Here is a 14,219-nt window from a genome sequence, read left to right as displayed (position 1 = left end):
GTTCCTGTGTTTCCTGCCTGATCAGCAATTCCTGTATTATTGAGTGTAATCAGATTGGTCGCATCGTTGATGCCATTTGTTGGTGTAAAAGTAGCGGTCCATGTAATCCCTCCATCCAAGGAGCTTACACTGGAAAGGGTACCGTTGGTTACCGTAAGATCAGCATTAGTAAATCCCGCAACTGCCTCTGAGAATGTAAAGGTTACAAGGCTTGTCTCTCCAGCTCTCAATTGTGTATCCGAAACCACTATTGTGGCAGTCGGGCGTTGGGTATCTATCGAGTAATTGTTGGAATCTGTTGTACCAGTTCCTGTGTTTCCTGCCTGATCAGCAATTCCTGTATTATTGAGTGTAATCAGATTGGTCGCATCGTTGATGCCATTTGTTGGTGTCAAAGTAGCGGTCCATGTAATCCCTCCATCCGAGGAGCTTACACTCGAAAGGATACCGTTGACTACCGAAAGATCAGCATTAGTAAATCCAGCAACTGCCTCTGAGAATGTAAAGGTTACAAGGCTTGTTTCTCCAGCTCTCAATTGTGTATCTGAAACCACTATTGTGGCAGTCGGGCGCTGGGTATCAATCGAATAATTATTGGAATTCGTTGTACCTGTTCCTGTATTTCCAGTCAGGTCTGCAAATCCTAAATTTGCAAGTGAAATAATATTGGTTACATCCTCTACACCATCGTTTGGAGTAAAAGTTACTGTCCAAGTAACCCCACCATCCGATGAACTTAAACCTGAAAGTACGCCATTTGGCACCGTGAAAGCAGTAGATGTCAGTCCTGTAACTTCCTCGCTAAAAGTGACCGTAACAGTTGTCGTTTCTCCTACCGATAGGGACGTATTGTCTAATTCAAAACCAAGCACCAAAGGAGGAGTGGTATCGACTATAGTTCCAACATTTGCTGAAGCAGAGGTGGAAGAAAGAGAATAATTCAACACATCAGCTCCAGTGATTGAAAGACCAGTAACAGTTACCTGTATGTTTGTACCCGGTAATGCCGAGGCATAAGTACCTTCTCCTGGATTGACCACTGCAACATCATCTCCAGTCAATTGACCTGTCAGCTCTAAATTTTCATTTGCTATGGTAGCTTGAGTATTTCCGTCTCTTTCCTTTTCGACTGTTCCAATTAAGCTAGCCGTTAATGATTTTGGATTCACAGTAAGTGTTAAATGATTAGAAGTAGCCTCATTTCCACATGCATCAACTGCTACTGCTCTATATCGGTTATTGCTATCTTCAACTTGCGGTTTAGAAATTACGAGAGTAGCAGTGTTCGTCCCTGAATAAATTCCAACGTCACTCAAATTTGAATAATCAGCATCATTATTTGTGCTTACTTGCCATTGATAAGAAGTGATATTTCTAGAATCAACTTTTGAAACCGTAAATTGAGTATTTGCACCGTAAGTGATGGTACTTGTACCTGTAGGAGTATTAAGGAAATTGAATGGTGTAATTGAAAAAGTTAGTGCTTTTGGCAATTGAAACCCAGTTGGAATGGCATCAGGGAGATAAGTTTCATCAAAAGACCAATTAGCGTTTTGATTAAATACAGCAACTATATCTGAAAATTGACCATTGAAAATACTTCCAGAAATAACTGAATTAGTAAAACCATTTGGAAATTCACTTACCAAACTGACATTTTGCACATTTGCAACACTGAGGCTAGCCGGTAAAGCAGATTCGGAAGAAGTTAACTTATCTGTAAGAAGTGTTGTCCAATTTTGATTTAAATTAATACCAGCAATGAATGCAGGGTTTTCTATAGTCCCCGTAAATGCAAAAAGTTGATCTCCTGAATTACCTAGATTTAAATAAATATTAGCATCATTTGGCGTAGCACGCACGCCAGTTACCGTACCCAAAGTAGCAGACAAATTATATTTAGCATCTATTGTGATTTGGGTGCCTGCTACAACACCCCCAACAGGAGCTGTCCACCTAATTACACCATCAGTTAAGGCCCGGTCTTTGGTTTGAAATGAATTGGATGTGGTCCATCCTAGGTCAGTAAAATGAATTTCAAAATTTTCATTAACATTTTGAAGTAAAACAAAGCTAAATCGATCATTTTGTGTTGCTCCATCTATTCCATCATCTTCTAGATTGACGCCTGTAAAAACCAAGTTTCCAGGAAATAGGATACACTGAGCATAAATTGAACTTGTTCCAAGAATGAAAACAGCAAGTAAAAGAATTAAACGATTGAATAAATTTGTCATATTGAAATACTTAGGACCTCAAAATCTGCTCTATCACCGAGAAAGTTTGAAAGGCAATTATTAATTTTATTTTTAAGAGCAGAGATAGGTATTCAACCAGCCTACTTGTGGTGGTTCAGAACGGCTTTTTATGAATCGCTCCCACTCCTTTTCTACCTCGTTTACTTCAATTTTTACTACTTCAAATTCTTGATTATATATGCGGATTCTGTATTGTTCACCTATAAAATGCCCTGTTTGAGCATGAAAAATCAATTCTCCCCTACATCCTTTAAGTGGAGAAGTCTCCAATAAAGAAACTATGTTCTTCCAATCTGTAGATGTATCAATAAAAAATTGAGTCAATACTTTGCCTGCATCCCAACCCAAATAACTCATAGAAGAAACTTTTCTTTTTGCTTCATTTCTGAAAAAATCATTGATAGGTTGAAATCCATCTGTCTTCCAATTTGGATCTATTGATGAATAGGCAAAAATCTTTGGTAACTTCGATTCAATATGATAATCTGAAGCGATAATTTCATTGATCATAGCTGAACTACAAACTAATATTGACTTTGTTTGCGAAGCTTCAATATCCTTTAGAAAAAGCGGTAAGATTTTCCCTGTAAAAATTGAAAATATCAACATGGGCTCCTTATTGCTTTCTAAATATGTCAGCAAGGTTTTTCCATCATATTCTTCGACCAAATGTTTAGAGAAAAAGTTATAGACAATCTGACCATTTGCCTCATCTTGTCCTAAATAAAACCCATCTCCTATTCCATATCCTCCATCATAGAAATTGGTTGCATTGACTCCCTTTGTAATTTCAAAATCTGATACTGCATCTTTTGCAGCCAATTTTGCTGAAAGCATTTCGCCCATCGTAATAAACATTACATAATCAGGAGATTTCCAATTAACAGGATATTTAGCACCAAGGTTGACCACCAAAATAGGTCGTTGGAATTGAGCTCCTAAGGGAAAAATTTTATCAACTTTGGGGTGCTCTGCAAACACAACCAAGGCATCAACATTTTTCTCTAGCAACATTCTTTCTGCTTCAGAAAATAGCAAGTCTTCGTCTATTCCAAATCCTATATTGGAAGTACTAAATGAAATGTCAAATTGAGGCTGCTGAGCAAAAAATGCTTTTAGCCCAAAAAAGAAGTCATACCCAATTTCTGGATGTGTGTTGGACTTCGGGAGAAGAATTCCAAGATTTTTCATTAGGTTGGTGAAGGGAAAATTCCGAATAGACTAATTATATAATTCACTACAGTGTAAGGCTGAAAATTAGAATGCGGCTGACTTCCACCCGAAGCTTGAAGAATTCCAGCTTGGTTTACTCCCTGAGGAGCTGCCATATTTACATTTTCTAATGCTGTCTTGCTGTAAAGGTTTACACCTGGAGTAATCGTGGGGAATTTAGCGGTTGGATCTTGTGAATCGCCTTCATTAGAAGCTAATGCCACCATATTTCCACCTTTTAGCGGATGTGAGTGTGCTGGAATTTGATTGACAGTTAGCGTGATTTCTTCTGCCCCGCCAGTTTCAGCTAAAATAAAGCCATTACCTTGATGGATTGGGATTCTACCACGGAGATCAGGCAGTGCAAATGTAGATTGTCCATCCCCACCATAGGTTGTGCCTATTAAGTAAAAGAGGGCATCATATTCAGCAATTGGAAGAATTTGACCTTCACAAAACATCCACCCTGCAGGAGCAAAATTACCTGCAAAAATTCTAATTTGACCGACGTATGGTTGTGCCATGATTTTAAGTTCTTGGTGGAAAAACGCCTTGAAGAGCGATACAATAATATACAAATAAGGTTGGCTGCATATTGTTATGGGGCTGACCCCCACCAGCAGGGTTTGCGCTTAGTTCTGAGTTAAATGAAGCCATATTACCATCAGTAGTTTCGGAATACAGTTCTGCGGGATTTCCATTAATTTGCTCTCCTGCTACAAATGTTGCTGGATAAGCATTCAAAGGACTATCTGTGTCAGCCGCACCCCCTGCAGGAATATTTACATCAACTCTATGGGTATGAAGTGGGATTTCACTTTGAATAAGGGATACTGTTGCTTGTCCTCCCATTTCTCCTAAATCATGCAATGAAAGTCCTTGACCCTGCCCAGGATGCATTAAAACTCGACCTTGGAGGTTTGGCAATGCAAAGGTGGATCTTCCATCTCCACCATATGTCGTTCCAAGCAATGCAAATAAAGCAGTATTTTGAGATATGGGCAATAATTGACCGTCGCACCAAGCCCAACCTCTTGGGGCAAAGTTGAAGGGGAACATGCAGATTTCTGCAACAAATGGATCTGTAGCACTCATGTTAATTTAATTTGGAGATGGAAATATGCCTTGAAGAGCAATACAATAATTTAGTGTTAAAAAAGGCATCATATTCAAATGTGCTTGGCCACCACCTTCATTTTGAGTTGAAGTCGTATTGACAGGTGGTTCGGCAAAACCCTCATCAAATTTTTCTCCGAAACGATTAGGGAAATTGGGGTTTCCAGCAAATACTCGCCCATCTGGATCTCCTGAAGTTGCAACAGATGATGCGTTTATATTTAATATTGAACTTGCAGTTTTATTTGATTCATGAATATGAACTGGTAATTCTGAAACATTTAAGGTGTGTGCCTGCTCGCCAGTTCTTTGACCTAAAGTAAAACCACTTCCCACATGAGCCAATGCTCTCCCTCTTAAATCTGGTAAAGCAAAATTTACACGACCATCACCTCCAAAAGTAGTCCCTAAAAGAGCAAACAATGCTTGATTTTGGTTGATTGGTAGTAATTGACCATTACATAATGCAAATCCTTTCGGAGCAAAATTAAATGAAAATATTACTATTTCTGATAGAAATGGTTCCATAGTTATTTATACTTGGTTGGTTGAATAATTGCCTGAAAGGATAGCGAACATTTTAACCCTTGGGATGTTTCCAGGCACAAATGAAAGGTTGCTAATATTATTTATTTGATAGTCTTTATCCATCGAGTAAGCAAAAGAACTGACCAATTTTGCTTTTTCGGATGGGTTCGAAATCCAAATTTCTTTTCCAGAAGAAGAGAGAATTATTTGTGAACCGACACCAATTTTATCAGAAGCATTTAAAAGGTAATGCTTTATCTCATGCTCTTTAGCGCCTAAGCTCGAAATTTTGCTATTTGAAAAGTTGGTAGGAAGTCCACCTAAGCCAATTAATGTATCACATTGATCTAGAATTTTCATTTCTAAGCCTTTTCGATTTAATGCGCTCAAAGTCAAATCTTGGGTTGGTAAAATTCCTAATCTATATTTTCCAAATTTTACTATGGCTTTGGTGTAATAAGTTTTTCCTACTATCAGTCCTTTTGATTCCAAGTTATTTCCAATAACCTTTAATCCACTTTCAGAAATAATATAACTAAGGTCAGCAGCTGAGAAACTCATTTCCGATTTTCCCAAAGAGACTATTTGAACACCCTTCTTGACTAAGTCTTTAGCAAATTTCAAGTTTTCTTCCAAAGATTTCTGAGGGTTTAAAAAGTTGCCCGCATCGAGAAATAAGGGAGACGATTCAAGCTTATTCAAATATTCTCCCAAAGCATTCAAACCTCCTATTTGATCATCATTTGCGTACATACCGTTTAGATCTGCAGTATGCACTACTCTGAGTTGACTTTTGTGACCATCCATTTTAACTTCCAATATGGAATTGGAAGAGGTGAGTTTCGCTGGCGAAAGTGCCAAAACTGAAGCGAAAACTGAGCTTGAACGAAGAAACGCTCTTCGGCTATTTTTTTTCATTTGAATAATTTAAATACTAAGCATTCGATAATTACTGAATATAAATCATATTTCCTGCTCGAAACAAGCCTTAATTACTAAACTTCATACACAAATGTGGAAAGTTTTAACCAGATATGATGTACGTACTTCCACTTATTTTTAACCAAATAGAGTTTGTTTATAACATCTCAAAGAAAAGTAATAAAAAATAAAATACACCAAAGTTTAAAAAAATCTTATAAAAAATATTTAAAAATTAAACCCTTAACAGCTTGATGCTTAAACTTTAATAAATTCTTGTTTAATATAACAGGATGATAGTTTAGAACTTTAAAGTTTTTGTTCCTGATTAACCTAAATACTTCTTATATATCTACCTTCTTACCAATAACCACTTAGAAGAATGTAAATATTATATTAGGAGCCGCTATTGACCATCGAATGCCGACTGTTGACAATTATCCGCATGATTGCATGTCTTTGGTTTAACAAGTGGTGATATTGCGGATCATCAATTACATAAATTGACTTATGAAGAAACTCTTATTTTTCTGGAAAGAATTGATGGCAACCTTCTGGTTTTTGCCTGTGATGATCATCATGCTATCCATTTTCCTTGCTGTGGGATTGGTCTATTTGGACAACTACGTGGACATCCCTCAGGAAGGATGGACAAGGTTTTTTCTCGTCAATAGCTCGGATTCTGCAAGGAGTATTTTATCAACTATCTCAGGGGCGATGATTGGCGTGGCAGGAACAGTTTTCTCGGTTACCTTGGTAGCTTTGACACTTGCTTCTTCTCAGTTTGGCCCCAGGCTGATCAAAAAATTTATGTATGTCAGACTCAATCAAGTGGTTTTAGGATCTTACATATCCACTTACTTGTATTGTTTGCTTGTTCTGAATGCCATCAAAGACAACGACACAACTAACTTCATTCCTTCTATTTCCATTCTCTTTGCTATTCTAGCGGCTATTTTAAATATTATTTTACTGATCATTTTTATTCATCAGATCGCAATAAGCATTCAAGCTGACAAAGTGGTTGCTGATATCTCAGAATTTATATCAAAACAAATCCAAACACTTTTTCCAGATAAAATGGGGAAGGAAAAGGAAGAAAATGTAAATGCTACTAAAATCACTTCGGTTTACAGCAAGGTCATCCCTCTCAAATCGCTTAAAAGTGGCTACCTTCAATATATCGATGGGGAATCGCTCATGGAAATCATGGCGAATAAAAGTGCTGTTATCGAACTCTACTTCAGACCAGGAGGGCACTTGGTGGAAGGGGTAGAAATCGCTACACTTTACGCGAATAGCGATTGGAAAGAAGGTGAAATTAAGGAAATTTTTGATCAATTTGTCATTGGAAACACCAAGACCTCTTATCAAGACTTGGAGTTTTCTATTCATCAAATGGTAGAAATAGCAGCTCGAGCCCTTTCACCTGGCGTCAATGACCCCTTTACCGCGATCGCTTGTATCGATAACCTGACCGCTACGATGTGCTATTTAGCGCAAGCAAAGTTCCCTTCTAAATATAGATTTGACAAAGACAACAGCTTAAGGGTGATCGCCGACATTTTGGATTTTGAAGGTGTTTTGGATGCCGCATTCAATCAAATCCGACAGTTTTCTGAAGGGAGCACTGCTGTAATCATCCGCTTGATGGAAGCCTTGATCACCATTCACGGGCAAACTAATTTGGAAATCCATAAAATAGCAGTCCTCAAACATGCGAAAATGGTTCTTAATCTAGGAAAAAGAACCCTCCAAGAAGAAAATGATCTTCATGACCTGATAGATCGGTCAAAAAAGATCTTATAATTCGATCTATTTAAAAGTGCATTGATTATAGTCAACACAAATGAAAATCCTAAAAACGGACTATTTACTAAACACGTTCTAATCTTAGCATGAACTTCCCACGGTTTTTATAAGAAAAGGTAAATGGTATATCTTTCTGGTAAAGGACGATTAAAGCAAACCCATAGTCTTATCTCCCCTGTACCAAAGCCGTACCAAAGTAGTAGCAAAGTAACACCAAAGTAGTACCAAAGTAAGGGATAGTGCGACCTTTACCCTCTACTTTTTTCACTCCCTCCCCTTACCAAAAGATCTATCCCCTTCTCTTTTTTTCCTCCTTCATCCTTTCCATACCTTTCCCCTAAATCAACCAATTCAACCTAATTAACCCAATTAACGATTCACCAATCACCCTTTTTCCTCCGTGATCCTCTGTGCCTCCTCTGAGTAACTCCGTGTAATAAAAGATTTTTGATTTCTTTCTCTTAACGCCTTAATCCAATTAACTAATCCACCTTTTCCCCTTTTTTCATCCTTCATCCTTTCCCCACCTTTCCCCTAAATCAACCAATTCAACCCAATTAACAATTCACCAATCCCCCTTTCCCCTTTCCCCTTTTCCCTTTTTTTCATCCTTCATCCCTCCTCCTTCATCCTTTCCTTTCATCCCTCCTCCTTGCCATGTCCCCTCTTTCCCCTTTTCCCTTTCCCCTCATTTCCCTTTTCCCTTCACCCCCTCAACTTTCACATTCAACCACTTAACACCCTCATTGGACGCATTGACTTCCATTTTAAATTTTGATCATCCAACTTCAATCACATATTCTACGAAGTAAATAGGATTCAAAATGAATAGCAACACCAAAAATATAATCATAGAAATATGTGCTCTGCTCCTCGCAGCACTATTCTTCTATACTGGTATAAGTAAGATTCTAGACGCTGACAACACTTACTATAGTCTGAAAAACCAGGTGTTTCCTGATTGGTTCGTTACACTCCTTTTCTATACCCTTCCATTATTAGAAATCATCTTGGCAATCGCATTGGTCATTCCAAGATCGAGAAAAATAAGCCTTTGGTTAAGCTTAATCCTGCTGACATCATTTACAGCTTACATTGGAATTGTCCTAACTGGAGTATTCGGAAGAATCCCCTGCTCCTGCGGCGGCGTCATCTCACAACTCACTTGGACACAACACCTCTTCTTCAACCTGTTCTTCTTATCAATTACCATAATCAGCTCATACCTCCAAAAAAACATCAACTCCCCACCCCCTCAACCATCTTAATTACTTATCAACCATTCAACCCTAATAACTCATTCAACCTTAAATCAAAAATTAAATCCGCGAAATCTGAGTAATCCGCGAGCTAAATCTAAAATCTTCAATCATAAATCTAAAATCATTCCAGCTACCCCTCTTACCAGGTAGGAGGCTAGCATCAGCAGGGGGCTAAACCGGTCGACCCTCTCAAAAATGCGAAAGCTCAATCGACTGGAATATTCATGAATTAAATACTAATACCATGAAAAATCAATTAAAAAACCTCCTACGAGGAGGTGTGTTAATGTTGGCAGCTGTATTCGCTTTTGCGTTTACTCAGCCTATTCCCCAGTCTGAAATAGTTTGGGGAGACGATCCCATATTGGGTGCTGTTCAAGTTGAACGGGGTACTACAGACTATGACTGTAATGTAAACCCTTCTGTCCAATGTCTCTATGCTGATGAGCAACTCACAATGCCGATCCCTGGAGAAAAAGGTGAATTTGAATTGAATTAATAAGTATATTCAGGTAATCCATGCTGTGGATTACCTGAATTTTCTTTTTTTATCTATTCGTATTCTCTTCTAAAGGAATCGGGAATACAAAAGCTTCGGGGCTTTCATCCATTTCAATTAGGGTATCTCCCAGTAACCTTGTAAGCGGAAAATCTTCTTGTCTTTCTCCTAAGAATCGCTTCAAGTCTGACCACCTTCTTCCTCTGAATACCAATTCTTTTCTTCGCTCTAACAATATCTTTCCTAAAGGATCGTTAAATTCTGATGCTGATATGGGAATAAACTCCTCGGTACTGAATCTAGAACTAAGTAGCTCATTCAGCGCATCAAAAGCCTTCTCCATATCCCCAAGCCTAGCCGCACATTCAGCTTTGATCAACAGATTTTCGCTGACTGATAAGCCTGTAAAGAAATTCGTTCTTCCTGTAAAATGTCCTTTGTAATTTATATTTCCTGCTGAGTTACGGAAGAAGTATATCCTTTTTCTAAGGTCATTTTCATCATAGTTGTAATAAAGATCCAGATTAACTCTACACTCTGGATTATAACTCAAGAGTCTATAGGTGCCGGAAATGTAATAAAATATAATCTCTTGATTTCCAACAGGGACAATGGGCAAATTCAATCCAGGATTCAACGTATTGAAATCAATCAATTGATTATCTATCGCTAAGGATTTTTCTACAGCATCCAGAGCTTTATCATATGCTTTCATAGTCAAATAAACTCTTGCTTTTAGCGCATTTACTCCAGATTTTGATCCTCTAGTTCTGATTTCGGGAATGGTAGGGAGTAATATTTCTGCTTGATCTAAATCCTCAAATATTTGTGTATAAATCAAGCCTAAAGGAGCAAAATCCTTGATTGTATTGATATCTGTATCCAATACCAATGGAATTGAGGATTCATCCAACCTTGCTTCGCTATACTGCGGAGTGAATATTTTGAGCAATTCTGAATAAGCATAGGCCCTCAGGAAAAATGCATTTCCTTTTATCCGGTCAAACTGGCTCGCATTGGTTTGAGTTCTGTTGATGTTGTCAATTTGTTGGAGACAGAAATTGGCAACATAAATTTTTCCATAATAAATAGTCCACTCAGGCATGATCCTGTCACCATACATCTCTGGAATGAAATTTCTCAGGTAGGTATTGACGTATTGCTCATTGGATTCTGTTTGTAAAGCTTGCTCAGTATGAAAAAAGTCATCAGAAGCCAATATATCTGAAACTCCTCCCTGATTGATCTGATTTTCTGCACTCATCAAAGCTTCGAGTTCATCCAGAGACTCAGGAATTTCTAAGGATAAATTAGGTTTTTTGTCAAGAAAGTCATCACATGAAGTGCTCAAGACCAACATACCTATTAGCATGAAATAATTGATAATTTTTATATTTTTCATAGTCGTTAAAGTTTACAGATCAGAAATTTAGATTTACTCCGAATGCTATACTTCTCTGCGGAGGCAACTGTCGGAAGTCAGGATCAATGGGATCATCGGAGTACTTCCACAATATTCCAATGTTATTGATATAAGTGTAGACTTCTGCTCGTGCAAAGGGTAGCCTAGGCATTTGATTTTGTCCTATGGTATAGGCCAGTCTAATATCTTGAAACCTGATGTGGTCTCCCCTTTCAACAAGCTGGTCTGAGTACCTATAAATATTATCTCTGACTACATTATTAGAGGCGGGCATTGACGGAACTTGAGTTTGCACCTCATCTCCAGGTTGCTGCCATCTCTTTGCATAATCACCATGACCACCCCTACCTGTCAGTACTGTAGCATACAATACAGACTCTCTTCTGTAATAATATCCTCCTCTAAATGATAGGTTTGCAGACAAGGTGAAATTTTGATATTGAAAGGTATTTCTTATCGCTCCAAACCAAGAAGGTCTCCTAGGACCGTGATAAGTAAGGTTCTCTGGAGTCAATGATCTAAAAATCCCTAAATAATTCTCGCTTACTTCTCCATCTAAAATACCTCTGGGATTACCATTATCCGGATTTAATCCACCCCAAGGAATGCTGTAAATGGCAAACAAGGGTCGTCCTTCAAGGGGAGATAACTGACCTGCCCCTTGCGATAAGTAGTTAATAGGGGTTCCCTCATAAAAATAATCTGTAACTTCTTCGTTGACATGGGATATCAAGAAATTGGTTGTCCATTTGAGTTTTCCTACTGTATTTCTAGATTGAATATCAAAATCAAGGCCTTTGGTCTGCGTGCTGGCACTATTGGTTCGGACTCTGAAAAAGCCTGTTGATGGTGAAAAAGGAGAATCACCAATCAAATCAATCCCATTCTTCACATACCCTTCTAGCTGACCTCTTATTCTTCCGTCTTTGGTTTCAAAGTCAAGACCAAAGTTTAAGATTTTGATTCTTTCCCATCGAAGCTGTCTATTTTCCGGTGTATTGATAATTGCTGCTAGCTCTCCACTTGATAATAGATTTGAGAAATTTGTAAAATAGGTTGCAGTTGTAAGTGCAGATACCGATTTGTCAACATTTCCATTTTCTCCATAAGTAGCTCTTAGCCTCAGATAAGGAATTGCATTACTTTTGAAAAAGTTTTCTTCTGAAATGACCCATCCAATCCCTGTTGACCAAAGTGGAACAACTCTTTGATTTGCCTCTACGCCAAAGAGGTTTGAACCATCTCGTCTGGCACTGAAGGATACATTGTATTTGTTGTCATAGGTGTAGGCGGCATTGACAAACTGTGATAAGAACCTGTCTACCATTCCATTGTGGCTTGCCCCCTCAACAATTGCTGCTTGTGCACCGCTGTGAAATTGGCGATAAGTATTGATCAGGTCTACAGGTTGGGAGACACCAATATTTTCTCGATATCCATAATATCTAAATCCTCTTCCAAATGATTGGAAATCTTTTAATTCCCATCCACCAATTGCATCAAGAACACCTTTTTGCCCGAGTTCTTTTTTGTAAGCAAGTTGACCTCTTAAACTATGGCTGAAAGCGTTTTGGTTTTGGACACTCAAAGTGCTATTTCGAGGTATTGGGAAACTCAAAGCACCGCCTTGCTGTACCTGTGTAAACCTATTGATGATGTCACGCGTGCTGTATAAGTCTGGTGTTTGTAAATTTTCTGATTGTTCGGTATTAGTCCAATATTGATAGAAAACAGAGGCTTTTAAACCATTCGCTATTTCATATCCAAGATTCAGATTCAGTCTCAGGTCATTTTCAATATTTGAAGAATTCCTTGCCCCTATCTCCTCAGTTGGATAATAATTCCAGTCCAATAACCCCTTTTCTGCATTGGCGTCAATAAATCTTCGATTATATCCAAATACAACAGGCAGTGCATTTCCATTACTATCCTTAAACCTTTCATAAGGGAACAAATCCCTAGGAACTTCTGTCCTTGTATTTCGATCTCTCCTAACTAAATAGATCCCTGCTCCTACCTCCAACTTATCATTAAGAAGTTTCCAATTATGCTTGGAGCTGAGTGTATACCTAGCATTGTCATTTCCGACAACTTGATCAAGGTTTTTATCCATACCTATCGATAGGGCGTAATTGTATCTTTGTGTACCTCCAGACAAATTGATATTGTGCTGTTGATTGATGGCAGGTCTATAGAAATGTTGCATCAATTCTGTCCTGGTATCTCTTGTTCTGAATTCAGCCAGCTGCCTTTCCAATTCTTCTTGTGAAATCTGTCCATTTCTTGCTTGCAGCATCGCTTCTACTCCTGGAGATAGCGCTGGTCTATTGATATTATTGATGGAGGCATTGTAGAAGTTTCTACCAAAAAGCATCTGTTCTACATCTATGTAATCACCAATAGACAGCACAGGCTCATAGAATAAATCAGGTTGATCGATGATATTAACATTGCTGTTGATAGTCAATCGAAAAGCTCCTTGTGCTGCTTTCTTGGTAGTGATGACAATCACACCATTTCCTGCCCTTGCTCCCCAAATAGAAGCAGCAGCAGCATCCCTCAAAACGGTGATCGTTTCGACATCATTAGGATTGATATTTTCTAAAGGACCATCATAAGGAAAGTTGTCTATGATGATCAAAGGCTGGGTGTTGGCAAACAGCGTGTTTCTACCCCTGATACTGATGGGATCTCCACCGGGACCTGCCCTATTAAACACCAAACCGGGAGTCACATCTTCCAGCCTGTCCAGAATATTGGTGGAGATCCTCCTGTTAACCAATTCATTATCAACCTGAACAAAAGAGCCTGTGGCTCTTTCTCGCGGAATCTCCTGATAACCGGTGGCCATAACTTCCACCTCTGATAAGTCCATCCCATCTTCTTGTAAAACGATATTGAGTGAGGTGTCTTCAAGGATTTCTACTTCCTGTTCATACTTCGAAAACCCAAGGTAGGACACAGTAAGGGTATACTTTCCTCGGGGCAGCCTCATAGAAAATGCTCCATTTTCATCTGATATGGTACTTTTACTCAGATCGCCAACGGATACAAGCGCTCCGGGAAGTGAAGCCCCCGAACTTCTTTCGCTTACCTTCCCTTCTAGCCGGTAAGTAACATCTTGGGCGATGCCATTCATAGCAATCAGCCACATCAATACAATCGGTAAAATTCTTTTCATCATTGTT

General features: G+C 38.6%; 11 protein-coding genes. 3 read left to right on the top strand and 8 right to left on the bottom strand.

The genetic code is table 11. The features are described 5' to 3' along the window. From IEV57_RS19405 to IEV57_RS15155, 6 genes are all read right to left on the bottom strand, one after another. A partial coding sequence (locus tag IEV57_RS19405; protein WP_229744530.1) for an Ig-like domain-containing protein occupies positions 1-2,237 on the bottom strand: 2,237 nt, incomplete at its 3' end. 72 nt (positions 2,238-2,309) lie between these two features. Next, positions 2,310-3,449: a hypothetical protein gene (locus IEV57_RS15175; protein WP_188443898.1), complete on the bottom strand. Its 1,140-nt coding sequence runs from the start codon at positions 3,447-3,449 to the stop codon at positions 2,310-2,312. Continuing rightward, complete coding sequence (locus IEV57_RS15170) at positions 3,449-3,994, bottom strand: phage tail protein (protein ID WP_188443897.1); 546 nt, start codon at positions 3,992-3,994, stop codon at positions 3,449-3,451. The genes IEV57_RS15175 and IEV57_RS15170 overlap by 1 nt, the downstream gene beginning before the upstream one ends. A gap of 4 nt (positions 3,995-3,998) precedes the next feature. After that, positions 3,999-4,565 carry a phage tail protein gene (locus IEV57_RS15165; protein ID WP_188443896.1) on the bottom strand — a complete coding sequence of 189 codons (567 nt, stop codon included), beginning with the start codon at positions 4,563-4,565 and terminating at the stop codon, positions 3,999-4,001. 6 nt (positions 4,566-4,571) lie between these two features. After that, the gene (locus IEV57_RS15160) at positions 4,572-5,114 is read right to left on the bottom strand and encodes a phage tail protein (protein WP_188443895.1); all 543 of its coding nucleotides are present in this window, start codon (positions 5,112-5,114) and stop codon (positions 4,572-4,574) included. Positions 5,115-5,120: 6 nt separating this feature from the next. After that, positions 5,121-6,032 carry a hypothetical protein gene (locus IEV57_RS15155; protein ID WP_188443894.1) on the bottom strand — a complete coding sequence of 304 codons (912 nt, stop codon included), beginning with the start codon at positions 6,030-6,032 and terminating at the stop codon, positions 5,121-5,123. Positions 6,033-6,545: 513 nt separating this feature from the next. On the opposite strand from IEV57_RS15155, the gene IEV57_RS15150 reads away from it, so the two are divergent. The 3 genes from IEV57_RS15150 to IEV57_RS15140 all read left to right on the top strand — a co-directional run bounded on the left by IEV57_RS15150 (position 6,546) and on the right by IEV57_RS15140 (position 9,608). Beyond that, positions 6,546-7,844, top strand: a complete 1,299-nt coding sequence (locus tag IEV57_RS15150) for a DUF2254 domain-containing protein (RefSeq protein ID WP_188443893.1) — start codon at positions 6,546-6,548, stop codon at positions 7,842-7,844. 827 nt (positions 7,845-8,671) lie between these two features. Beyond that, the gene (locus IEV57_RS15145; protein ID WP_188443892.1) at positions 8,672-9,115 is read left to right on the top strand and encodes a MauE/DoxX family redox-associated membrane protein; all 444 of its coding nucleotides are present in this window, start codon (positions 8,672-8,674) and stop codon (positions 9,113-9,115) included. Positions 9,116-9,353: 238 nt separating this feature from the next. Continuing rightward, positions 9,354-9,608: a hypothetical protein gene (locus tag IEV57_RS15140; protein WP_188443891.1), complete on the top strand. Its 255-nt coding sequence runs from the start codon at positions 9,354-9,356 to the stop codon at positions 9,606-9,608. 49 nt (positions 9,609-9,657) lie between these two features. Here IEV57_RS15140 and IEV57_RS15135 read toward each other — a convergent pair whose 3' ends face one another. Together IEV57_RS15135 and IEV57_RS15130 are read right to left on the bottom strand one after the other, a co-directional pair. Further along, complete coding sequence (locus tag IEV57_RS15135) at positions 9,658-11,010, bottom strand: RagB/SusD family nutrient uptake outer membrane protein (protein ID WP_188443890.1); 1,353 nt, start codon at positions 11,008-11,010, stop codon at positions 9,658-9,660. 19 nt (positions 11,011-11,029) lie between these two features. Continuing rightward, positions 11,030-14,215, bottom strand: coding sequence for a SusC/RagA family TonB-linked outer membrane protein (locus tag IEV57_RS15130; RefSeq protein ID WP_188443889.1), 3,186 nt, complete (start codon positions 14,213-14,215; stop codon positions 11,030-11,032). Positions 14,216-14,219 lie beyond the last annotated feature (4 nt).

The organism is Belliella aquatica, from assembly GCF_014637795.1.
Classification (GTDB): domain Bacteria; phylum Bacteroidota; class Bacteroidia; order Cytophagales; family Cyclobacteriaceae; genus Belliella; species Belliella aquatica.
This window is presented reverse-complemented; position numbering and strand designations above follow the sequence as displayed.

Excerpts from the sequence above, each read along its gene's own strand:
- IEV57_RS15175 (WP_188443898.1), bottom strand. The coding sequence starts at position 3,449 with ATGAAAAATCTTGGAATTCTTCTCCCGAAGTCCAACACACATCCAGAA.
- IEV57_RS15170 (WP_188443897.1), bottom strand. The coding sequence starts at position 3,994 with ATGGCACAACCATACGTCGGTCAAATTAGAATTTTTGCAGGTAATTTT.
- IEV57_RS15165 (WP_188443896.1), bottom strand. The coding sequence starts at position 4,565 with ATGAGTGCTACAGATCCATTTGTTGCAGAAATCTGCATGTTCCCCTTC.
- IEV57_RS15160 (WP_188443895.1), bottom strand. The coding sequence starts at position 5,114 with ATGGAACCATTTCTATCAGAAATAGTAATATTTTCATTTAATTTTGCT.
- IEV57_RS15155 (WP_188443894.1), bottom strand. The coding sequence starts at position 6,032 with ATGAAAAAAAATAGCCGAAGAGCGTTTCTTCGTTCAAGCTCAGTTTTC.
- IEV57_RS15150 (WP_188443893.1), top strand. The coding sequence starts at position 6,546 with ATGAAGAAACTCTTATTTTTCTGGAAAGAATTGATGGCAACCTTCTGG.
- IEV57_RS15145 (WP_188443892.1), top strand. The coding sequence starts at position 8,672 with ATGAATAGCAACACCAAAAATATAATCATAGAAATATGTGCTCTGCTC.
- IEV57_RS15140 (WP_188443891.1), top strand. The coding sequence starts at position 9,354 with ATGAAAAATCAATTAAAAAACCTCCTACGAGGAGGTGTGTTAATGTTG.
- IEV57_RS15135 (WP_188443890.1), bottom strand. The coding sequence starts at position 11,010 with ATGAAAAATATAAAAATTATCAATTATTTCATGCTAATAGGTATGTTG.
- IEV57_RS15130 (WP_188443889.1), bottom strand. The coding sequence starts at position 14,215 with ATGATGAAAAGAATTTTACCGATTGTATTGATGTGGCTGATTGCTATG.